16 protein-coding genes and 3 pseudogenes are annotated in these 22,755 nt (G+C 46.6%); 12 read left to right on the plus strand and 7 right to left on the minus strand.

What is annotated here, in order from left to right; translation table 11 throughout:
• Positions 1–37: 37 nt before the first annotated feature.
• Positions 38–472, plus strand: a pseudogene (locus MIC7113_RS12735) (hypothetical protein); the annotation flags it as partial.
• A gap of 80 nt (positions 473–552) precedes the next feature.
• Here MIC7113_RS12735 and MIC7113_RS38975 read toward each other — a convergent pair.
• Positions 553–1,450, minus strand: a pseudogene (locus MIC7113_RS38975) (IS1634 family transposase); the annotation flags it as partial.
• Between the two features lie 146 nt (positions 1,451–1,596).
• Here MIC7113_RS38975 and MIC7113_RS38085 point away from each other — a divergent pair.
• Positions 1,597–1,794 (plus strand): annotated as a pseudogene (locus MIC7113_RS38085) (hypothetical protein); the annotation flags it as partial.
• Between the two features lie 91 nt (positions 1,795–1,885).
• On the opposite strand, the gene prmA reads toward MIC7113_RS38085, so the two are convergent.
• Together prmA and serA are read right to left on the minus strand one after the other, a co-directional pair.
• Positions 1,886–2,779, minus strand: coding sequence for a 50S ribosomal protein L11 methyltransferase (gene prmA / locus MIC7113_RS12745; RefSeq protein WP_015182571.1), 894 nt, complete (start codon positions 2,777–2,779; stop codon positions 1,886–1,888).
• A 114-nt stretch (positions 2,780–2,893) separates the two neighbouring features.
• Positions 2,894–4,477 (minus strand): phosphoglycerate dehydrogenase, encoded by a 1,584-nt coding sequence (gene serA, locus MIC7113_RS12750; RefSeq protein ID WP_015182572.1) that lies wholly within the window; start codon positions 4,475–4,477, stop codon positions 2,894–2,896.
• Positions 4,478–4,875: 398 nt separating this feature from the next.
• Between serA and MIC7113_RS12755 the strand changes: the two genes are divergently transcribed.
• From MIC7113_RS12755 to MIC7113_RS12765, 3 genes are all read left to right on the plus strand, one after another.
• Complete coding sequence (locus MIC7113_RS12755) at positions 4,876–5,391, plus strand: hypothetical protein (protein WP_015182573.1); 516 nt, start codon at positions 4,876–4,878, stop codon at positions 5,389–5,391.
• A gap of 58 nt (positions 5,392–5,449) precedes the next feature.
• Positions 5,450–6,769, plus strand: a complete 1,320-nt coding sequence (locus tag MIC7113_RS12760; RefSeq protein WP_015182574.1) for a hypothetical protein — start codon at positions 5,450–5,452, stop codon at positions 6,767–6,769.
• Positions 6,770–6,988: 219 nt separating this feature from the next.
• Positions 6,989–7,768, plus strand: coding sequence for a photosystem II S4 domain protein (locus tag MIC7113_RS12765; RefSeq protein ID WP_015182575.1), 780 nt, complete (start codon positions 6,989–6,991; stop codon positions 7,766–7,768).
• 90 nt (positions 7,769–7,858) lie between these two features.
• Here MIC7113_RS12765 and MIC7113_RS12770 read toward each other — a convergent pair whose 3' ends face one another.
• The gene (locus tag MIC7113_RS12770) at positions 7,859–8,305 is read right to left on the minus strand and encodes a hypothetical protein (RefSeq protein WP_015182576.1); all 447 of its coding nucleotides are present in this window, start codon (positions 8,303–8,305) and stop codon (positions 7,859–7,861) included.
• Between the two features lie 528 nt (positions 8,306–8,833).
• Here MIC7113_RS12770 and MIC7113_RS12775 point away from each other — a divergent pair.
• The gene (locus MIC7113_RS12775; RefSeq protein ID WP_172642235.1) at positions 8,834–10,900 is read left to right on the plus strand and encodes a protein kinase domain-containing protein; all 2,067 of its coding nucleotides are present in this window, start codon (positions 8,834–8,836) and stop codon (positions 10,898–10,900) included.
• A gap of 87 nt (positions 10,901–10,987) precedes the next feature.
• Here MIC7113_RS12775 and MIC7113_RS12780 read toward each other — a convergent pair whose 3' ends face one another.
• Positions 10,988–11,440: a hypothetical protein gene (locus tag MIC7113_RS12780; RefSeq protein ID WP_015182578.1), complete on the minus strand. Its 453-nt coding sequence runs from the start codon at positions 11,438–11,440 to the stop codon at positions 10,988–10,990.
• A 280-nt stretch (positions 11,441–11,720) separates the two neighbouring features.
• Here MIC7113_RS12780 and bla point away from each other — a divergent pair, with 280 nt between their 5' ends.
• The 5 genes from bla (at position 11,721) to MIC7113_RS12805 (ending at position 19,918) form a co-directional block, all read left to right on the plus strand.
• Positions 11,721–12,830 (plus strand): class A beta-lactamase, encoded by a 1,110-nt coding sequence (bla, locus tag MIC7113_RS12785; RefSeq protein WP_015182579.1) that lies wholly within the window; start codon positions 11,721–11,723, stop codon positions 12,828–12,830.
• Between the two features lie 307 nt (positions 12,831–13,137).
• A complete protein-coding gene (locus MIC7113_RS12790) occupies positions 13,138–14,484 on the plus strand; it encodes a PQQ-dependent sugar dehydrogenase (RefSeq protein ID WP_015182580.1) in 1,347 nt (448 codons plus the stop codon).
• 240 nt (positions 14,485–14,724) lie between these two features.
• Positions 14,725–15,996 carry a pentapeptide repeat-containing protein gene (locus MIC7113_RS12795; protein ID WP_172642236.1) on the plus strand — a complete coding sequence of 424 codons (1,272 nt, stop codon included), beginning with the start codon at positions 14,725–14,727 and terminating at the stop codon, positions 15,994–15,996.
• A gap of 351 nt (positions 15,997–16,347) precedes the next feature.
• The gene (gene pyk / locus MIC7113_RS12800; protein WP_015182582.1) at positions 16,348–18,129 is read left to right on the plus strand and encodes a pyruvate kinase; all 1,782 of its coding nucleotides are present in this window, start codon (positions 16,348–16,350) and stop codon (positions 18,127–18,129) included.
• Between the two features lie 553 nt (positions 18,130–18,682).
• Positions 18,683–19,918: a glycosyltransferase family 4 protein gene (locus MIC7113_RS12805; RefSeq protein ID WP_015182583.1), complete on the plus strand. Its 1,236-nt coding sequence runs from the start codon at positions 18,683–18,685 to the stop codon at positions 19,916–19,918.
• 46 nt (positions 19,919–19,964) lie between these two features.
• On the opposite strand, the gene MIC7113_RS12810 is transcribed toward MIC7113_RS12805, so the two are convergent.
• Complete coding sequence (locus tag MIC7113_RS12810) at positions 19,965–21,053, minus strand: hypothetical protein (protein WP_015182584.1); 1,089 nt, start codon at positions 21,051–21,053, stop codon at positions 19,965–19,967.
• A 61-nt stretch (positions 21,054–21,114) separates the two neighbouring features.
• Here MIC7113_RS12810 and MIC7113_RS12815 point away from each other — a divergent pair, with 61 nt between their 5' ends.
• The gene (locus MIC7113_RS12815; protein WP_015182585.1) at positions 21,115–21,654 is read left to right on the plus strand and encodes a hypothetical protein; all 540 of its coding nucleotides are present in this window, start codon (positions 21,115–21,117) and stop codon (positions 21,652–21,654) included.
• 122 nt (positions 21,655–21,776) lie between these two features.
• Here the strand turns inward: MIC7113_RS12815 and MIC7113_RS12820 are convergent, their stop codons facing one another.
• Positions 21,777–22,694, minus strand: coding sequence for a hypothetical protein (locus MIC7113_RS12820; protein ID WP_015182586.1), 918 nt, complete (start codon positions 22,692–22,694; stop codon positions 21,777–21,779).
• Positions 22,695–22,755: the final 61 nt, after the last annotated feature.

Consider the following 22,755-nt stretch of genomic DNA (forward strand, 5'->3'; position numbering starts at 1 on the left):
TCTTCAACCACTGACATATTCTCATAGTGAGGTCAATATGGCTTTCAGTAGTTATAAGAGTATTGGTGCAGTTGTCAAAGAATTTCAGACTAAATACACCGAAGCAGATTTCATCAGTGAACTAGAGTTTAACATCCCCGACTACTTCCGAGAAGACTTACAAACCGTCATGCGGGAAGGAGTCGTTGATAACTCAGAATTTGCCATTTGTGAAAACTTAATTTATCCCGTCTTGAAAGAAGTCTGGAAGTGCTATCGCAGCAAGTTCCTGTTGTGGAGTCACGAATCACTTACCTATGATGAAAATCTTTCAGGATTTCCCGAATATATCTTGGCGAAACGCTCTCCATTGGGAAAGGTTGTCTTTGATAAGCCGTATTTACTTTTAGTCGAAGCCAAGCAAGATAAATTTGAAGAGGGGTGGGGTCAGTGTCTCGCGGAAATGATTGCCGCACAACGGCTGAATCGGAAGTTCCCCTTTGACAAAAAACTACAACCTATGCTGTGAGAGAGGGAGAGACTCAACTCCTCGGCTGTTACTGGGTACAAATTCCGAATAATATAGACTCCATCCAAAGCCGAATCATTGGCGATAGCCGCTTCATTCAATGAGTAAGAAAAACTTGTCTCAGTGATGGCAATATTAAAGTATTTCCCCACACATGTAGCATTGAGAACTCGCCCCACTCTCAGTCCAATCTGGTCGGCTCCTTTGAGGGCGCGTTTATCTCGTGAAGTGGCGATAACAATCTTATTGAGTTCCTGCTGTGTCGCCTGTAATAAAGCAATTCTAGTCAAAGACTTTTCTTGAGCAAGCATCGGGTTGCGACAAGCAATTAGCCGCTCACTGGGGTAATCAGAACAAGAAAATTCTACTAAGTCAGTTTCATCAAATAATGAGAGTTGAACAGCTTCTTGTTCAAGAAGTTTCCGAAGCTCCTTCGGATAGATGTCTTAGGGCTAACTCATTTTCGATTAATTCTTGTTTGGATACCAGCCAATCCATTGCTTCATACAATTCATCCTCATCGGCTTTTTCTAAGCCCAACAGTTCACTTAACGATGAATTGCACGTTTCGCTGTGCAATCCTCTCGCTGTGGCTAACTTGGAACGAGGGTCAAGGAGACGCGCCACGATCATCGCCAAAACTAGAGCTCGTTTTCTCGAATTTGAGGGTGAGATTAGATGGTGCAAAGACAGTTTTTTGATTGTTCCTAAAACCGCAGCTACATGACCATGAGGTAGACTTCTTTCTACAGAGAATGATTCGGAGAGATTTTCAATAGCTGCGCCGCCTTTGAGCACTATTCTCAAGTTATCAATGACAGTATCCGGTAATTTTGACAGGTTAGCTAAAGTTCTTTTACGGATTTTACCCCCTTCACGATAGGACTCTCGTAGGAGGACAGCGGGGGGTGAATTTCTGTTAGGGACTCGTTCAATATACATGGCTACTATTGTCCCAGAAATCTCCCCGCCAAAATCTTAAAAAATTCTTAAAAACATGGGTACGGCTTTCTGGGAGTAAATGGCTCTAGTTCCCGTCACTCAAGCTTTTTCTCCCTTTGTAGTTCATCTGTACGGGGGAACTTCCGCTGAATGAAGACCCACAACTGACAGTTTTCGGTATTGTTTCTAACGGCGATCGCTGGCAATTTGGCAAACTAGAAACCGATACGTTTACCCGAAACATTACCCTTTACAGCATTCAGGAGCTAGATAAACTCTTTGCCGCTGTTAACTATATTTTCCGACAGTGCGAATTGCAACTCGACGAGAAAGTAGCTGCTTAATTTTAAATCTTGAGGACAGGGAATCGCTGGAAACTGAAACTCCCCGGACTCCGCTTTCGCTCTCATTCCGGGGATTCTCGTCCTTCATACTTCAAGAGCGTCGGATGTTAAAACAACACCAATCTTGACGTTTCCAAAGCGCCGCAACCACCCAATTGTATTGTTCCAACGTATCCGCAATGGGTTTGGCCTGCTCTAACAAAATACCGCTCAAGATTCCCCAACTACTGAGCGAGGTGATTGCCGTCATGGCTGGAATTAAGTCGATAATCACCTCTGCCAAAATATTACAGAGAATCCCATCAACAGGTTTACCACCGGTGAGCTTGGAAAGTTGGTCTACACTCCCCTTGGCTACAATCATGCGCTGAGCGCTAATCTGATTCAGCTCACGGTTGCTTCGCGCCGCACCCACCGCTAAGGGGTCCAGATCCACTCCATAGACTTTTTTCGCCCCTAACAAGACGGCTCCAATAGAGAGGATACCTGAACCACAACCAATATCACCAATCACCAACTCACCACTGCCATCCCCTAACCGCATTTCCAATGCTTCGAGGCACAACTGAGTGGTGGGGTGGGTACCCGTGCCAAAAGCCGCTCCTGGATCAAGACGTAACAGAAGGCGTTCTGAGGGTTTGGGGATAGGTAACCAAGCGGGGTAAATCAAAATGCGATCGCCAATTTCTTGAGGTTCCCAGTGCTGCTTCCAACTGCTCGACCAGTCTTCCTCATCAATCAGCTTCCAGTGCGCCACCGGCATCGGCAGTTCCATCGTTAGGGCATCTTGCCGCAGCCAAAGCGCCAGCGCCGCCACATCCAACAATTGTGCTTGTACTTGAGGTAAGTGAGCCGTCACCAACAGAGAGTGCCCCTTGAGTGCAGACGCCATTCCACGACAGCCAAACTTTTCCAATCGCCAGAAGATTGAATCTTCTAGAGCGGGGTCGCAGAGAATTTGAATTTCCCACCAGCTATTTGCCATACAATTTTAGATTTCAGATTTTAGATTTTAGATGGGGGTTAGCTAATTTAGGAACCAAAAATTGCTAAATAAGATCAGTTTTGCCAACATCTAAAATCCCAAACCTAAAATCCATCAAAGAGCTACCGTGTAAGCATCGCGAATACCAGGCACCTTGGTAATCTCATCCAGCACTCCTTCCGGTAGGGGGTCATCAATGCTCAAAACCATGACCGCATCCCCGCGCACAATTTTGCGACCTACCTGCATACTGGCAATGTTGACGTTAAAACTACCCAGCAGAGAACCGATTTTCCCAATAATTCCGGGCATATCTCGGTGCAACGTGAACACCATGTAGCGATTGGGAGGAACATTGATCGGGAATCCATCAATACTGGTAATGTGAATTTCCCCATCACCCAACAACGCCCCAGTGACAGAATGTTCGCCCAACGTGCCAATAGCCGATAGCTGGAGCGAACCCCCTGAATAGTCCCGAATCGAGGCATCCCGCGTTTCAATCACGCGAATTCCCCGTTCCTTGGCCTCAATGGTGGCATTCACATAGTTTACCCGCTCCCGCAGAGCTTGGGACAGCAAACCTTTGAGAGCCGCGACAACTAAAGGTTGACTATTATTGGTCGCTAATTCGCCTTGCAATCGCACGTTTAGCATCTCAATTCGTCCCCCTGCCAGTTGACCGACCAAGTTACCGAGGGTTTCCGCCAACTGCATGTAGGGTCTGAGTTCTTCCAAAACGTTGGGGGACAACCCTGGAATGTTCACCGCTGAGCGTGCGGGTAAGCCCAACAGAACATCACGAATTTGTTCCGCCACATCAATGGCGACATTCACTTGCGCTTCGGCGGTGGAGGCTCCCAAATGGGGGGTGAGAATCATCTCTTTTCCCAGCGACAAGAGAGGCGATTCTCCGATGGGTTCCGACTCAAACACATCCAAGGCGGCTCCTGCAATTTGACCCGCTTTCAAGGCTTCATAAAGAGCCTGTTCGTCAACAATGCCACCTCTAGCACAGTTGATCACCCTAGCTGTAGGCTTCATCTTTGCCAGCGCTTCAGCATTGATTAAATGGGTCGTTTCCGCTGTCTTCGGCATGTGCAGGGTAATGTAATCGGCTTCCCGCAGCAAGACATCCAACTCTACAATCCGACAACCGAGTTGCTCGGCTCGTTCGATAGAAATGAAGGGATCATAAGCGAGTAACTTCATGCCCATGGCTCTAGCTACCGTCGCCACATGAGAGCCAATTTTCCCTAAGCCAACTACGCCCAAGGTTTTCTTATAAACTTCGGCTCCAATGAAGCTCTTACGATCCCACTGATGGTTTTTAACCGACTGATTGGCATCCGGGATGTGGCGCGAAAGAGACAGCATCATCGCCAGGGCATGTTCAGCCGCCGCGATCGTGTTTCCTTCTGGAGAGTTAACGACAACGATACCTTGACGAGTGGCGGCTGGGACATCGACATTATCCACCCCAACGCCAGCACGTCCAATAATCTTGAGTTGTTTGCCCGCCTCAATGATCTCCTGAGTCACACGGGTGCCAGAGCGAATCATTAGGGCATCATAGTCTGGAATAATCCCAATCAGTTCCTCAGGCGAGAGATTGGTTTTGACATCAACCTGAGCAACTTGAGAGAGGATATCAATACCAGCTTGGTCAATTGGGTCAGAGACAAGAACCTTAGACATTACCAGCAGATGGAGGAAAGTGGGCTACACAAGAACAAGGACACACCGCTATTCTCATAAGCGAACCCCATCCAAAACAATGAGCGCTACAGACAACAGACCTGGAATAGCGGTTAACGGTTAAATTGAAGGGCAGTCTGTTGATACAACCCTGCAATTCTCCCACAAAGGAGGAGAATTAACTGACGAAGGTCATTGTAACTGTAAAGCTGTCGATGCAAGGCTATTCGTCTTAAAGTTTTTCAATTTCCATCAACCAGGGGCTTAACTTATAGCAGAAGGCAGTTCGCGCAGCGTTCTAGGCAGGAGTAGGCAAAAGGCAAAAGGCAAAAGGCAAAAGGCAGTAGTACTGTTATCCTACCTATGAGGCAAAATTGTATGGAATTATTCATAAACCCATGAACTATCTAATCGCTGTACTAAAAAATCGCATTGAGGCCGAAGAAGCTTACTTCGCCTTAGAGCGCGAAGGTTTACCGATGGATAAAGTCTCTATTTTGGGTAAAGGGTACAAAAGTGCTGATGAATTGGGTTTAATTGACCCCAACTCAGAGGCAAAAAAGCAAGCGCTGAGGCTTGCTATCTGGACGATTCCTTTTGGATTCTTCGCCGGTTTTGCCTTTAATCTGCAAACGGGGATAGAAATCGTGGAGTGGGCGGGTAGCCTGGGTAACCATATTATTGGTGGGATATTTGGTGCGATCGCCGGTGCCATGGGTAGCTTTTTTGTCGGTGGCGGTGTTGGTTTAGTCCTCGGTGGTGGAGATGCCTTGCCTTACCGCAATCGGCTCAATGAAGGCAAATATCTGATTGTTGTCCGAGGTGCTGCCAAGTTGACAGAGCAAGCAACCCCGATTCTCCGTCAATTTGAACCGGAGACGATTCAAGGCTATGTTGAACCGAGAAGTGCTTAAGCACTGTTAGATCTCATCTATCTACGGGAATACTAGAAATAGTATTGTGGTAAATTTTATGGCTGGTTTCAATTTGCCTTTCAAATTCCCGTTCCGAAAAGCTCAGAACATCTCTGGAATCGATCCATCGCTTAAAAGTAAGCAGCCAGTAATACTCAAGCCATCGATACCATCTCCGCCAGCCTCAAAATCATTTGCCGAGCTGGAGAGAGAAGTAGAGGCACAGTACCACGCCACCTATCCTCATAAGCAACCCGTACCTCAAAAAGCCAAGCGGGGTGTACTGAGCAAAATCATCTGGATGGGGATACTTCTGGGGATTCCTGTTGGTGTGGTTTGGGTGGCCAACTTGCCTTATCCAGTGATTCGTCGCCCCGTGGCACAAAAAGCTCCCATACTCTTGTTACCCAGCTACATGAATATGGAAGCGAACTATCGGCAAGCCATTACCTCAGTGGAACAAGCCGAACAATTGATTGAAAACCCTACCAGTCCAGCCGACTTGCATCGAGGGGAACAAAAAGTCAAAGAGGCACAAAAAAATCTCGATGCTTTGCCAGTTTGGTTTTTAAACGATTGGCCAGAGTACAGAGCTTGGTGGTACGATTGGCGGTTTAGCATCTACGGATTTAATGCCGCTCGCACAAAAGTTGGGCAATTAGATGCTAAAGTCTTTCAAGAAAAGAATGCTCAAACTTCGCTCACCCAAAGCGAACAGGACATCCTGAAAGCCAAACAGCAATATCAACAAGCCTCAACCCCAATCGATAAACAAGCTGCAATTTCTTCCTGGCGTTCAGCCATCAACCAGCTAGAGCAAGTCCCCTCCATCACCCTAGCGGGAAAAACAGCTAAAGCCAAACTAGAGGATTACCAGCGTGATGTCCAAGAAATTGTAGGTCTTGCGGCGGGTAATGAGCGTGTTAGCACCTTAATCACAGCAGCGCGGCAGTTTTCTTGGGAAGCGGCTAAAGCGGGTCAAAATCCACCACACACGGTTGCTGAGTGGGAGCAGGTAGAAAATTTGTGGGAACAAGCGATCGCACAGCTTCAACAGATTCGCTCAGACGACTTAACAGGCTATGCAGAAGCGCAAAAGTTACTCGCCCAGTACAACAGGAATTTGGGACAAGTTAAGATCCGACAGCAAGCTGAGCAAGCTTCGGTGGAAGCCTTACAACAATCGCAAAGCAAAATTGAAAGATTACTTGCCTCCATCCCCGCTGATGCCCAATCAGTGAATCGTAACTACACCATTAGCGAACTTCAAGGCATTATTTATGAACTCGAAAAAGTTCAAAACGGCACAACGGCTTATTTGAAAGCACAATCCCTGCTGCTATCGGCACAAAATAAACTCAAACAGCTTCAGCCCTAATCAAAAAGGCTAATTCAAGGCGACGCCAACCAACTGGCTATAGCTGTCGCCATAAAGGCTAGGACTTTCTTTAACCGCTCTTGCGATCGCTTATCAGTAATAATCTTCTGCCTTCTACCTTCTGCCTTCTACCTACTCCTGCCCAGAACGCTGCGCGAACTGCCTTTTGCGATAACCCACCGCTAGAATCAAGGAGGTGTTGTCTAAAAGCGATCGCGAATGTTGCCTAGAGAAGAGCTACTCAAAGGAGTCGAAAATCGAGAAAGTATTGCCCGTGTGATTGACCTCGCTGAACAGGCGATTAAGACCTGGGAAGTGGTCTTTACCGATTTTCTCTCGCCGCCGGAAGTGGCACAAATTCAGCAGCAGTTTCAACGGTTGACGGAAGTGCAATTGCTGGCTTGGGGCGGTTATCCTCAGGCTGAACGACAACGGATTGCGATCGCACGATCCGAACTCCCCCTCGATCGCGCCCAAGTTGCAGTAGCCGCATTAGATATTGCCGGTAACTTTTTGTTTGACCCTGCAACCCACCGAGACTTTTTGGGTGCCATTCTGGGCACCGGTTTGGTGCGAGATAAGATTGGCGACATCATCGTTTTGGGAGAACGAGGAGGTCAGGTGATTGTGGTACCTGAAATCATGGGATTTCTGGAAACCCAGTTAACTCAAGTGCGTTCTGTACCCGTGAAAACCCGACCCATTGACCTCTCGGAACTGAAGATTCGAGAACCGAAGAAAAAAGAGATGACCACGGTAGAGGCGTCGATGCGTCTCGATGCGATCGCCTCGGCAGGTTTTGGCATGTCCCGCAACAAAATGGCTGACTTGATTACCGGTGGCGATGTCCGGGTCAATTGGAAAGATATTAGCCAAGCCAGTCATATTGTCAAATCGGGAGACTTAATCGCCATTCGTGGTAAAGGACGCTTGGAAATTGGGGAAGTTGCCGTCACTAAAAAAGACCGATACCGCGTACAACTCACACGATTTATGTAGAACGATAGCCCGTCTAAATCCGTTGTGAAAACGACAAAAGACGGTAATGGGTAATGGGTAATTGGAAGGTCTTTTCCATTCCTGCTAAATCTAAATGCTAGTGGGTATCGATAATTGGGGAAGCTTCGCCGTGTCTGGAACCGTTTCTGTGTCCTCAACCGTGAGATTCTCCGAAATTCCTTTTGGCCAAATATGGAAACCCCCTCGGTAATGGGGAGGGATTTCCCAACTGCCCCATATCCCATTTTGGTCAACATAACCGTCGTAAGAGACAGTATGGCTAGGATACCGCTTTTGCATCCAGCAGCGTAGTTTCTCTGTATCGTAATGTCCGCGCCAAATGAAGCGACTGACATTATCAATGCCACTGCCACTAACGCTGTTGTTTTTAAAGGTTAGAGCAAACGACATAATATGGCGCTGGGAATCAGGTCCAAAGCTATAAGTGTAAAAGCCTTCCCACTCTCCACTCGGAAATAGGGGATGTTTTTCCTGTTCTTCCCAGGCTTTGAGCGGCTCATTACCCTTATCATTCATCGCTCACCCTCCGGAATTCAGTTTTTTCCACGGTAAGCGTTCTCACCTCTAAGCGGCAAGAGTATGAAGAGAGAGAATTTCCTTGTACATTGCTCAACCTCTCCACTCCTTCGTTCCTGTTTTGTAGCTGTCGCCATAAAGCTTAGGACAGATTGAACGGCTGTAAACGACCACGTACCAGTAAAAAACCTTCTACCTCCTGCCTTCTACCTTCTACCTTCTACCTTCTACCTTCTACCTTCTACCTTCTACCTTCTACCTTCTACCTTCTACCTTCTACCTTCTACCTTCTACCTTCTACCTTCTACCTTCTACCTTCTACCTCCTGCCTTTTGCCTTTTGCTATAACACGGTAGCTTGACAGTAAAAGAGCGCAACTGCTGTAGAGAAAAGGGAAGTGATCAAGGAGAGGGATCTCGATTCCCCCACACCCATCAAACATTTTTCCCCAGAGTTTTCTAAATTTTTAATGAAGAGGCGGTTTTAAGTGGCGGTTTCATCGAGGTTGCTCAGACAATGGAGCCATCGGTGACATCCCAAAAAACCGTGGAAAATAACAGCATGGTAGATATGATCGGTCAGCTCCTAGCCAGACGATACCAAATCCTGAGAGTTTTGGGGGCTGGTGCATTCGGTCAAACCTATGTAGCCCAAGACACACACATCCCCGGCAACCCGACTTGTGTAGTCAAACACCTCAAACCGGCGACAAACTCCCCCAAACTACTAGAAACCGCTCGAGAACTCTTCCAGAGAGAAGCCGAAACCCTCGTCAAACTGGGCAAACATGAGCAGATTCCTCAGTTGCTGGCTTACTTTGAAGAAGACCAAGAGTTTTACTTGGTGCAAGAGTTTATTGAAGGGCATACTTTATCCCATGAATTGCAACCCGGTCAACGTTGGTCAGAAACTCAGGTTATTCCACTGCTTTCAGAAGTCTTGGAGATTCTGGAATTTGTGCATAGTTACGGCGTCATCCATCGAGACATCAAGCCGGACAATATTATGCGTCGCGCCTGTGATCAGAAATTAGTCCTGATTGACTTTGGTGCGATTAAGCAAGTGCAGATTCAACCCCTCAATCAGCCGGGACAAGAACCGTCAGTAGCGACTAGCATTCGCATTGGTACTCCAGGTTATACGCCAACCGAGCAGGATTGGGGCAAGCCACGTCACAATAGTGACCTATATGCCTTGGGCATTGTTGCGATTCAAGCGCTAACTGGCTTGTATCCCCACCAATTTCCAGAAGACGATGAGACAGGAGAACTGTTCTGGCAACACCAAACCGAGGTGAGTTCAGGCGTTGCCACGATTTTAACCAAAATGGTGCGCTATCACTTCAAAGACCGCTACCAAAGCGCCACCGAAGCCCTGCAAGCCTTACAGCAATTGTCCCATCCCTCCCTGACGGTTCATGATAACGTGATGGATCAGGTGAGCCATGATGTACCTGAACCGCTTTTAAGTCGCATTGCGCCTACCGTACAACCGTCAGCCGTCCCAACCACAAGGCTAAACACGACCTCAAGTTTTTCGGGAAACCCAACACGACTACAAGTCCGAGGACAAACTCACTCTTCTTGTACCTCTCGTCACAGACTATCTCTACTGATGAAAATAGGGGTAGTTATGCTGGTGAGTGTTGGGGGAGGTTACGCTTACCGACAAGGATACTTAAGTAACTTAGGCTTAACGAGTACATCCACTGCTAATTCGATCCCAATAGGCACCCCAACCCCTCAATCAGATTCAACGGTTCACTCAAAACCAACGGCTCTATCCACTGCTAACTCGAATGCAACCCCTAACTTAGTTAGAACGGATACATTAATCACTAACTCGAATACAACCGATAACTTAGTTAGAACAGATACATTAATTCCTAGCTCGGATGCAACCCCTAACTTAGTGAGAACAGTCTCACTAATCACTAACTCGGATACAACACCTAACTTGGTGAAAAAAGGCACCTTAATCACTAACTCGGATACAACACCTAACTTAGTTAAAATATCTCAATCAAGCAATCAGCCTGATGCCAGCGAATCATTTTCTGATAATGGTTCGAGCCAGCTTAAAAACGCCAAAAAAGCAGCTCGTGAGGGGAATTTTAAAAGAGCGATCGCCCTAGCGGAACAAATATCCTCCAAAAGTTCTGTATACCAGCAATCGTTAAATGAGATTGCCCAGTGGCAAGGAGAACAGCGGCAGCAGCGAATCAAACAGCAGGCTGAAATTCGGGCACGAACACTGCTGGCTAAAGCCAGAGATGTGGCAAACCAAGGAGAGGAAACAGACATGAAAACAGCGATTAGAATCGCGGAAGAAGCGATCGCACAAGTTTCCCCCGATCATAAGATCTCTAGAGAGGCTCAAAACGCGATCGCTCAGTGGCAACAACAAGCTACAGCCAAGCCAGAACAAGAAGCGGTGGCATCATCTTACAAATGTTCTTGTCAGCCAAACGATCTAGATACCCAGCAGGCTGTTACCTTGACGGAGTCCCAGAGTGATTTGACGGGGTCGAGTTGCTCTATTAACGAAGTTCCTGAAACTCCTGTATTGAGAGCTTGGGTATGCAGCAAACAGTAATTTTTATCCGCTTTCAAGGCGATTGAGTAAGTAAAGATGAGCTTACAGTTCAATTTAGAGATTGCAGATTTCCTGGAGTAATTAGCTTTAATACTCTTCAAAATGGATGGAATGTAAAAGACTCAGACTAATGGGTTTAAAACTCATTTCATCGCCAGGAAAGTTAATCAGAGGAACGCCATCATTATCGGCAGCTAAGATTTGGGCATCAAACGTCTTAGTTTTTCTCTTTTTGGGCGAACCAGACTTATTATTTCTGCCGCCATGCCTAATAGACAATTGGCTAGCTTTATCCTTAGCAATCCAACCATCGTTAGCCCTTTTTACCGAGTGAAGGGCGCTCTCATTTGCCGAAAACAAGCCATGCGGCTCAGAGGCAAACGCAAAAACGCTGGTCAGATAACAATGACCCGGATTGCCATATCTAGCACAGCCCTGGGAGGCAGTACAATCATTTTGAAAATAAGGGCATTTAATTTTTGCACACACGTTAATCGTTGCACATAGATTAGGACGGGGAGCATCTAAAAGACTTTGCATAACTGATTGAGCCAGATGGCTTAAGAATTCTTTAAAAAATCTCCTTAGAGACTACGACCTAGACTTCGCTTGTACAACTCAGAGGCTCTATCCTTTCGTCGTACTTCGATAATATTTGCTGACGATAAAAAAAGAATCCGCAAATATCCGGGAATTGCAACTCTCACCAATTGTGACTGGCGAGATGCGAGTCCGAGAAATTACGGAGAGAAGTGCACTGACGTTGACTTCTGAATTAATTGATCAAAAATAGAATTTATGTTAAACAAAAACAGTATCAATGAACAAACAAATTCTATTAACGCTTCTTCTAGTGAGTGGTAGTGTACTGCCGGGGTGGGTACACTCGCCCGCTCCGTCCCGCGAATCTGTAGCTATCGCCGCGTCTACCCCTACAATGGATTCCGGGAAATTGGTGGCAGATGGAAGGCTGAGAAAGGCACAGGTTGTCACCACACAATCCAACACGACACAGCTACAAGAGCAACTCAACAATCTCGATCTCTCCAGCGCTCAAGGTGATGTTGGCATTGGGGTTTTAGACCTTGATACAGGTGAACGTTGGTTTCGCAATGGCAAGCAACGGTTTCCGATGCAAAGCGTATTCAAGCTTCCCCTTGGCATCGTTGTATTAAAGCTTGTAGACGAAGGTAAACTTTCGCTCAACCAAACGGTTACCATTACTCGCGAACAGTTCGTGCCAGCCTGGAGTCCGATTCTCAAAGAAATCAAAGGCGATCGCGGTCAGTTTACAGTCCAGTATCTTTTGCAGCGAGCCGTTGGCGATAGTGATAACACGGCGGCAGATGCGTTAGTTCGGTTGGTGGGTGGGCCTGAGCAAGTCACAGCTAACTTGGAAAGACTCAACCTGCGTGATATTCGTGTCGATCGCTTGGAACAACAACTACAGCCTGATACTGTGGGACTCACTAACTTTCGTCCTGAATTAGTGGACAAGCAGAAATATGAAGAGGCGGTGCAGCAGATTCCCGATGCTGTTAAGAAGGCTGCCATGGAACGATATTTGGTCGATCCGCGAGATACCGCAACACCCGAAGGGATGATTGATTTGCTTGCTCTACTGCAATCGCGTCAACTATTATCCGAGGATTCAACCGCTCTATTACTCAAGATTATGACCGACTCTCCAACCGGACAAAAACGGCTTAAAGCTGGTTTACCGCAGGGTTGGTCGATCGCTCATAAGACTGGCACCGGAGAGGATGTGGTAGGAATCGGCATCGCTACCAATGATGTTGGCCTGATTAGTTCCCCAAGCGGAAGGAATATTGCGATCGCAGTCTTCATTGCCGGTTCAAAAGCGCCTTTAGAGCAACGCGAAAGCGTGATGTCTGCTGTCGCTGCGGCAGTAGTCCAGGCGATGCAATGACATCTGAAAAAGCATCTAGATAATTAGCCTTGCCCCTTTTCCTCTTACTGAAAATCGACGACATGTACTTTTATGCCATGCGATCGCAATTCCTCAGTCCTCTTTTCAGCACTTGATTGGTCAGAAAACGAACCCGCGTCAATGTTCATCAGCTATCTTGAAAATAAGCAGGTAGGTGTAAATAAACCTATCTTTGAGTGCAACTTCGTATCAGCAGCCAGAAGCAATCCGTCGTAAGGCGGCAGCGATTCATTGCCTCAACAACTACCCTGGAGATCAGTCGCAATTTTGTATCTATCCATAAATTATGCAATCCTTGCGTTTTCTGATACCCCTGCTGTTCCTGGCTACAGCCACTGCCTGTAGTGCACCGAGAACCTCCAATCCAGAAACTGCAGCGCCTGAGGTGGAGCAATCAACCCAAACAGCGCAACAGCAATCGGCTACCGTAGCCACAAAAAACCTTGTGCCTACCGAGACGCTAACCTCTCAACCCATTAAAATCACACTCGATAGTTTACCCAAACCCTTCGCCACCAATAGCGCTTCCCAGTCACCCAACGTCATTCCAGTCCCGCAAAACCCAACACTAAATCTGCCTGCTGGCTTCCAGGTAAACGTCTACGCCGATAATTTGGACGCGCCGCGCTGGCTTAGCTTAACTCCAAGTGGTGATGTTTTAGTGACAGAAACCAGGGAAAATCGCATTCGCCTGCTGCGCGACACCAACGGCGATGGGGTTGCCGATGTCAACAAAACTTTTGCCACAGCGGAGAATGGGGTCAATATCCCCTTTGGCATGACGTTTGCCGGAGATTCCTTTTTCCTGGCTAACACCGGTGCTGTTTTGCGATTTCCTTACACCCAAGGACAACAACAGCTAACTGGCAAAGGGCAAAAAATTACTGAACTCACCCCCGGTGGCTACAATCAGCACTGGACACGCAACGTCCTCGCTTCACCTGATGGCACAAAACTTTACGTTACGATTGGCTCCAAATCCAACGTGGATGAAGAACCTCTACCCCGCGCCTCTGTGCAAGTGATGAACCTCGACGGTTCCAATCAACAAACCTTCGCCTACGGTTTGCGAAATCCCGTCGGTATCGACTTTCACCCTACCACTGGGGAACTCTATACTACTGTCAACGAACGGGACGGGATTGGAGATGATCTTGTACCCGATTACTTTACCCGTATCCGCCAAGGGGAATTTTACGGTTGGCCTTATGCTTACCTGGCACCAAATCTGATCGAACCTCGTCAAACAGTCAACGGACAAAGCAAACGTCCTGATTTAGTGGCTAAAACTCAAACGCCTGATGTGCTGTTTCAAGCTCACTCAGCGGCCTTGGGATTGCAATTTTATGATGGAAACACCTTTCCGGAAAAGTATCGTAATGGTGCCTTTGTGGCTTTTCGGGGTTCTTGGAACCGCAACCAGGGAACGGGTTACAAAGTGGTTTTTGTCCCCTTTGATGCTCAAGGGCGGCCTCAAGGCTATTACGAAGACTTTCTGACCGGTTTTCTCGTGAATCCCTCGGGGCCTACCACTTGGGGGCGTCCGGTTGGGTTACTGGTCTTACCGGATGGTAGTTTGTTAGTGACTGAAGAAGCGAATAATCGGATTTATCGCATTCAATATCAAGGATGATGAAAAATTGCATTCGGGAGTTTGGGAATATTATTTTTTAACGCAGAGGAGCGCAGAGTTTTTCGCAAAGGAGCGCAGAGTTTATGGAGATAATATTCTGTTCATTTCTGTTATGTAGGAAACAATATTATTAGAAGAATGCGGACTGTAAATAATCTAAGATGGATTTGTTTTTTAATTTCTGTCTTAATTAAGGTGATAGGGGCTGGGAAAGATAAGGGAGAGTGGCAGACATTTCCTATGATGAGCAACATGATGGGTTTATTGGTGTTCATTGGCTTAATGACTCAAGGATTAGTCGCCCCTGCTAATGCCGCTAATTCTAGACATTTGGAACAACTACGAACTACGAATTCTTGTTCTAAGTGTGACTTGAGAGATGCTCAGCTAACCAGGGTGAATCTGCAAAAGGCCGACCTGAGTGATGCTAATCTGGAGGGTGCTAATCTGGAGGGTGCCAACCTGAGTAATGCTAAGTTGAACCGTACTCAGTTGCAGGGGGCTAAACTTTCGGGCGCAATTCTAGCGGGAGCTAATTTGAGACAGGCAAAACTGGGAGCAAGGCAACAGGAAAAAGAAAAAGAAACAGTTCCTACTAATTTACAAAATGCTGACCTTCAGGGCGCGGATCTGGGGTCTGCTGACTTGACAAAAGCTAAGTTGATGGGTGCCAATTTAAGAGAAGCAAAGCTCAATTATGCACAGCTTTCGAGTGCCAACTTGGAAAAAGCTGACCTTACCCGCAGTCAATTAGGGGCGGCAAATTTAAGCGGAGCCAATTTAAAAGAAGCGCAACTTAATATTGCTACCCTCAATGGTGCGAATCTCACCAGTGCTCAATTGATTGGGGCTAGTTTGCAGACCATTAGCGCTGATAGTGTTAATTTGAGCGGCGCAGATTTGCGTCAGGCGAATTTAAGTGAAGCTAATTTAGACCATGCTAATCTCAAAGGAGCCTCCCTTCAAGATGGGGTGTTGATTGCGGCTACCCTGCGAAATTCTGAGATGAGTGGTAGTAAGCTTCAGGGGGCGACATTGAAGGGTGCTGATTTGAGTCGGGCGAATCTAAGTGGGGCGAATCTGGAGAATGCTGACTTAACGAATGCCAAACTTGCCAGTACGAACCTGACGGAGGCTCAACTGACGGGGGCTAAACTCCCTTCCTCCTACCTGTTTAGTGCTAACCTGACCAAAGCCAACTTGAACGGCGTTGATCTGCGTCAAGCTTTACTCCGTTCCGCTGATTTAACGAATGCCACCTTGGTGGGTGCTACTCTGGAAAATGCCAATCTGATCAGTACCCAGTTAACTCAAGCCAATTTAACGTATAGCAACTTGACTCAGTGCGATTTGAGAGGGGCGAATTTAACCAACGCTAACCTAAGCAATGCCAACCTAACTCAAGCAGATTTAGAGCTTGCCACCCTAGCGAACGCCAATCTGACGGGTGCAAATTTGAGTAACGCCAAGATTGAAGATGCGATCGGACTCCCTCCCTCTGCGTTGCCTTGATGGGCGATCGCATAGTCCGGTGGTTAGACCAATCGCCATCAGAATGGTACATTGACTATGCTGTCGTTAAACATCCCTGACGAGTCCTTGGGCACCACATCTACTGTATGTTCACGTCTTGATCTTCACACAACTCTTACAATCCCCACGCAGGGAAAGTGCCGGATGACACCATCCACAACGAGAAGAAGGGAGTAGACTTTGGCCGTTAATAGCGACAGGGGAAAATCTGTGAGACTATAGCCAAGCGTCTTCCTCTATGATCTTGACGCTAGCTGACCCCTCGCACGAGCTGTCCCATTGTGCGTGTCCCGGTCATAAACCCATGCTCACCCATCGCATCTCCATTCTATGCAATTGCGAAATTCCTTGCGTCGGACAAAGATTGTTGCCACGATTGGCCCCGCCTCCAGCCAACCTGATGTGCTGAAAGCCCTGATTAAAGCCGGTGCCACCACACTACGGCTCAACTTTTCTCATGGCACTCATGAAGATCACCAGCGTAGTATCCGTCTGATTCGCCAAACCGCCTTTGAACTCAATCAACCCGTCGGCATTTTACAAGACTTGCAAGGGCCGAAAATTCGCCTGGGGCGGTTTGAGAACGGTTCGATTGTCCTCAACAAAGGCGATTGCTTTACCTTAACCAGCCTTCCTGTCCCAGGTAACCAGGAAATCAGTTCGGTCACCTACGAACCCCTCGCCGACGAAGTTCCCTGCGGGGCCAACATTCTCTTAGACGATGGCAGAGTCGAGATGCGAGTCGAAGAAGTAGACCGCAAAAACCGTGCCTTGCACTGTCGCGTTGTTGTGGGTGGACCCCTTTCCAATAACAAAGGCGTCAACTTTCCCGGCGTCTACCTCTCGATTAAAGCGATGACGGATAAAGACCGACAGGATTTAATGTTTGGTCTGGATCAAGGGGTAGATTGGGTTGCTCTCAGCTTTGTCCGCAACCCCCAAGACGTGCTGGAAATTAAAGAACTGATTGCCAGTGCGGGCAAGCAAACCCCCGTCATTGTCAAGATTGAAAAGCACGAAGCCATTGAGCAAATGGAGGCGATTCTCTCGCTTTCAGATGGCGTTATGGTTGCTAGAGGTGACTTAGGCGTTGAACTGCCTGCGGAAGATGTCCCGATTTTGCAAAAGCGGCTGATTGCCACGGCTAACCGACTGGGAATTCCGGTGATCACCGCCACCCAGATGCTAGACAGCATGGTGAACTCGCCTCGACCCACCCGTGCTGAGATTTCTGATGTCGCCAATGCGATTCTCGATGGTACTGATGCTGTGATGCTCTCCAATGAAGCGGCTGTCGGAAAATACCCCGTTGAAGCGGTGGAGACAATGGCGCGGATTGCCGTGCGGATTGAGCAAGAACAAATTTCTAGCAATATCAAGGATACCAAGCGTTCCATTCCTAACGCCATTTCTCAGGCAGTGGGTCAAATTGCCGAACAGTTGCAGGCGGCAGCGATTATGACCTTGACCAAGACTGGGTCAACGGCACGCAACGTCTCGAAGTTCCGACCCACTACACCGATTCTCGCCATCACCCCTCATGTGGATGTAGCGCGACAGCTCCAACTGGTATGGGGTGTCAAACCCTTGTTGGTGCTGGATTTACCCTCAACGGGTCAGACCTTCCAAGCGGCGATTAATGTCGCTCAAGAAAAGCTGCTGCTGGCAGAAGGTGATTTAGTGGTGATGACGGCGGGAACACTCCAAGGCGTTCCGGGGTCAACAGATTTGATCAAAGTCGAGGTCGTGACTGCCGTTCTCGGTCAAGGCATTGGCATCGGTCAAGGTTCTGTCAGCGGACTCGCCCGCGTCGCCCACAGCGCTATGGATATTGGGAACTTCAACCCTGGAGAAATTCTGGTGGCATCATCAACGAATGCTGATTTTGTCGAAGCCATCCGCAAGGCAGCAGGAATTATTACAGAAGAAGGAAGTTTAACCAGCCATGCGGCAGTCATCGGTATGCGTTTGGGTGTGCCGGTAATTGTGGGGGTTAAAAATGCCACGCAAATGATTCGGGATGGGGCAATTTTAACGATGGATACCCCGCGAGGATTAGTTTATTCCGGTGCGATGGGTGCAAGCCCTGCTAGTGGAATGCTGATGGTTTAGCCCTTGAATTGAATATAATTCCCTCAGTTCGAGCCAATCCTGCTCACTATCTAATTGAATCGAATATAAGCTGAAAAAGGTACGACAGTGTCGTGCCTTTTTCAGCTAAAAATGCTTTACGCTCTGTATATTAAAACTTATTTTTATTATCTACCTTGGGGATAGTTTATAAGAATGAGACTTCTCTCTCTGGGAGGAATCTTGGATTAGGTTTCATAGGATACTCTGAAAATATGAACCAATGAAAGTAGCAGGGTTGACTCTACTAAAACAGAGCTAACTTAATCAGGGATTAACCTGATGAAAGAAAGAAACTAGCCTGATTGCCGAACCAGGAGATTCCCTCCAGTGCGGTTTTTGACACAGTCTAGTTTAGACAAACTAGTTTAGACAAAGAGTGGGTGTGACAGTTGTTAGGGTGAAATGGGGAAACTCAAACGAGGTTCATTAACCGCTAGAGTTTGCCATAGTAATAAACGGTGCGCTACTGAACTAGAAGTCAAGTTTTAGTTCTATTAAGAACTAAAAATCTAGCAATATAACGACTAAACCAATGACTAAAAGACTTCGCATTCTATACGCTGCCGGACCGGGAGATGTAGTTGGAACATATCATTATTGGGTTACAGGACAAGATGATCCATCCCAAGTTTCAATTACCTATTCCAGTCAGTTTTATGAAGTGTGCCGCGAAATGGATGCAGAATCCTATGTGATTTCCTCTTCAAGCCAGAGGAAATTTTATGATGATGGTCAATTCAAGATTCAGCACCGTCCGATTCCGTTTCTATCGTCATCGGCACTTTTCTATCACTTAGGTCAAGTGTGGAATGGGTTGCGATTAATTGCTTCTGCCATTCGCTTTCGAGCCAATGTTGCTGTAGTGGCTGATGGCACAGCACACTGGTTTGTTTTATCGCTACTTTCTTGGTTGGGAGTGCAAGTGATTCCATCCATACACTGCGGATTATGGCGGAAATATGTTGCCCCTAGCAAAGTACAACGCTTGTTTTTAAATCTCAGCCGTCCTTTCTTAAGTCGTGATTGTGCCGCTATCTTGACCGTTTCGGACGAAATTGCCGCTCAAGTAACACAGCTCACAGAAAGTAAGAATAAACTGGTGCGGAGATTTACTCCCATCTATCGTCGAGAGGAGTTTGCAGAAATTACTCCGCCCTCTGAGAGACATTTACCCTTTAGGGTACTGTACGTGGGTCGCATTGAAGAAAATAAGGGCGTTCTCGATTTGCTAGAAATGGCAAAGCATTTGGCGGCGCAGGGCAGAAAGGATATTACCTTTGATCTTTGCGGCAATGGGTCGATGTTGGAATCATTACGTCACGCTGCAAAGCTTGCAGGAGTGGAAGCTCGTTTTGTCTGCCACGGTCACTGCAATAAACAAAAAATGCGTCGGATGTTTAACCGCTCTCATGCTGTCATCGTGCCGACCAAAACCGGGTTCGCTGAAGGATTTAACAAAGTTGTCGCAGAAGGCATCTTATCCGCTCGTCCTGTCATTACCTCGGCTGTTTGCCCAGCACTATCTTATGTCAGAGATGCTGTGGTGGAAGTTCCCCCCGATGACATAATGGGGTATTCCAATGCTCTGCTCAAGTTATGTGATGATCGCCAATTCTACGAACAAAAGCATCAAAGCTGCCTGGGTTTGCAAGAACAATTTTATGACCAGTCCAAGAGTTGGGGTGGGGCGCTCAAATCTATTCTTGAGTCCATCCAAGAAAGACGAGAGTTGAAGAAAGACTTGAAGGTAGAGCGATCGCTGGGCTGAAAACGCCTTAGATTAATTCATTGCCCCTTTTCTCAGAGGGGGGATGCTAGTATTTTTTGTCCCATTTGGGTATATTCATTGTATTTTCCCACAGCCAGAAGTTAGCAGCATCCCTCAGAGCATCGCTTTGCAGTCGCCTTGGATCTCTGAAGAAAGCCGAACCAAGTTTCCGATCTAGGATGTGGGTTGCCAGTAATCTGAGTGCTTTAGGTTCGTCGTCCAAAATCGACTCGGCATAGACGATTCGATCTTCTCGTTCCGCTGCATCGCCCTGAAATTCGTTGAATACACGCTCGAAATATTGAGTGACAACCTCACCATGTCGTGCTTGATGAACACTACAAATTACTACATAGGGAGATTGCCATTTTTCCTTAGCAAGTAATTTTTTCATTTTCTCATTTATCAATTCCAATTCTTCGGCTGCTGCCGAATTTACCCCTTTTACAATATTAGGAATCACCCGTTGAACATAGTTGTTTAGCTTATCACTATTTATGTGTTTTTCGGCTAAGACTTGATTGATGTATTCTATCGAGTCTGTGAGAAGTGCTTTCTGATTATTAACGATATTTTGAGGCCAACTTTCTTCATTCAGACTCCTTAATGCTTTTTGTAATAAGTTGGAGCGCTCTCCCAAAAAATCTCTAAGAGAATTTGTGAGTTTCTGACCTTCATAGGCTTGTAAAGTAGCATAAAGGGTTAGAGGGTGATGCTCAATAGCTTTGAGCTGGTGATAAAGAGAAGGGATAAATTGTTGTTCTTCCCTCTTCCCGTCGTGGTATAGGATTAGTTTGTTCATTGTAAAGACAAGTACCGTTGGACCTCCTGATTTTCCGAATGTAGAGGTTATTTGAGCAATTAGTCTGTCATAATCTTCGTGGAATTTTTGGTTAACCTCTGCCAATATGCCGCTTTTTGGCTCAAAGGTAAATTGTGTTTCTTCAACGGCTTGGCTACGGTCTTCGGAGAAATTTGGCTGAATCTTTCCCGCCATGCCACTTGCCTGAGAAAGTTCCTGAGCCATTGCCCAACTTGTACTCCCCGCAAAAATGCCGATAACAGCCAATAATACTAAGCAAGAGGTTGCCAAAAATTTGTAAAACTTGGAATAATAATATTGATTGGTTAACATCAGCAATTTTCCCTAGGCTGATTCAAAAAAATTACAGTTATTACTATCATCAACGCCATCTATGATACCAGAGACAGTCCTACCGGAAGTTATAGAAAACGTGTTTGTAGCCAACAGTAAACCACAGGATGTGTTTGCTGCATTACTACCAGCAGTGTGCGACGTGTTGCACACCAATCGCTGTTTTCTTCACCTGCGAAATCCACGCACTAGGATGTATCAAAATCTTTGTTGGCGGCGTAGCCCTGAAATTCCTGATACGAGTACGAATGGCTGGGAGGCAGAAATCGAGTGGGAACGAGAAGATCCAATGTTTGCAGCAGCCCTCCGTGCAGCTCCCTCTATCTTTGTAGAAGACGTTGAGCTAGCCGGCGCAGATGTATTAAACATTGATTTTGAGCGGAAATACTTTGGACATCGAGCATTAATTCATGCTCACCTCTGTCAAGACGGGTTACTCTGGGCAATTCTACAGCCTTGTATTTTCGGACATCCCAGAGTGTGGGACGAATTTGACCGATCTTTCATTCATCAGGTTTTAGAAAAGCTCAAGCCCTTTGTGCTTTCTTATGTGCGAGATGCTGAGGTTCATAAACTATAGAAGAATAATCATAGGGATTGAGGCATCTTTTGTATCAGTGATGCGGCTAACTTCTTGCCACTGAGAGCTATCGATTTCTCGAAAAAAGTATCTCCTGTAAATTCACTTTGAATTTGTGTAATTTAGGGCCATTTGGGGATATCCATTGTATGTTCCCACAACCAGAAGTTGGCAGCATCCTTGAGCACATCGCTTTGCAGCCGCCTTGGCTCTCTGAAAAAAGCTGAAGAAATTTTCTGATCTAGAATATGGGTGGCCAATAATCTCAGTGCTGCTGGTTCATCGTCAACAGCAGATTCTCTAAAGACGATGCGATCTTCTCGCGCCCCTGCGTCGCCCTGAAATTCATTAAAGACACGCTCGAAATATTGAGTGACAACCTCACCGTGTCGCGCTTGATGAACCTGACAAATCACTACATAGAGAGATCGGCATTTCTCCTTTGCTAGCAGATTTTTCATCTTTTCATTAATAAATTCTAATTGGGCAGCGGCCGCCTCATTCACACCTTGGATAATTTTGGGAGTAACTTTTTGGACGTAGTTGCTTAGTTGCTCACTCTTGATGCACCCCTCACTTAATACTTGATTGATATATTCTATCGAGTACGCGATTAGTGATTTCTGGTTATCGATGACATTTGCCGCCCAATTTTGTTCATTCAGACTGCTTAAGGCTTGTTGTAATAAGTTGGAGCGCTCTCTCAAAAAATCCCTCAGAGAATCTGTGAGTCTGTAACCTTCAAACGTCTGTAAAGTCGCATAAAGGGTAGCCGGGTGATGCTCAATAGCTTTGAGTTGGTGATAAAGAGCCGGAATAAATTCTTCTTCTTCCCTAATCCCGTTATGGTATATGATTAGGTTTTTCATTGTAAAAAGAAGTACCGTTGGTCCTTCAGGCTTTCCGAATGTAGAGGTGATTTGAGCAATTAGTTTGTCATAGTCTTCGTGGAATGTTTGGTTGACCTCTGCTAAAATCCCACGTTTTGGCTCAAAGGGAAATTGTTTTTCTTCAACTACTTTGCTATGATCTGCGTTCATTTTTGCTTAAGCTTTCCTTTTCTACTGCTGGCTGAGCATAGCTCTTGGGCTATGTGTTGAA

The organism is Allocoleopsis franciscana PCC 7113, from assembly GCF_000317515.1.
Lineage (GTDB): Bacteria > Cyanobacteriota > Cyanobacteriia > Cyanobacteriales > Coleofasciculaceae > Allocoleopsis > Allocoleopsis franciscana.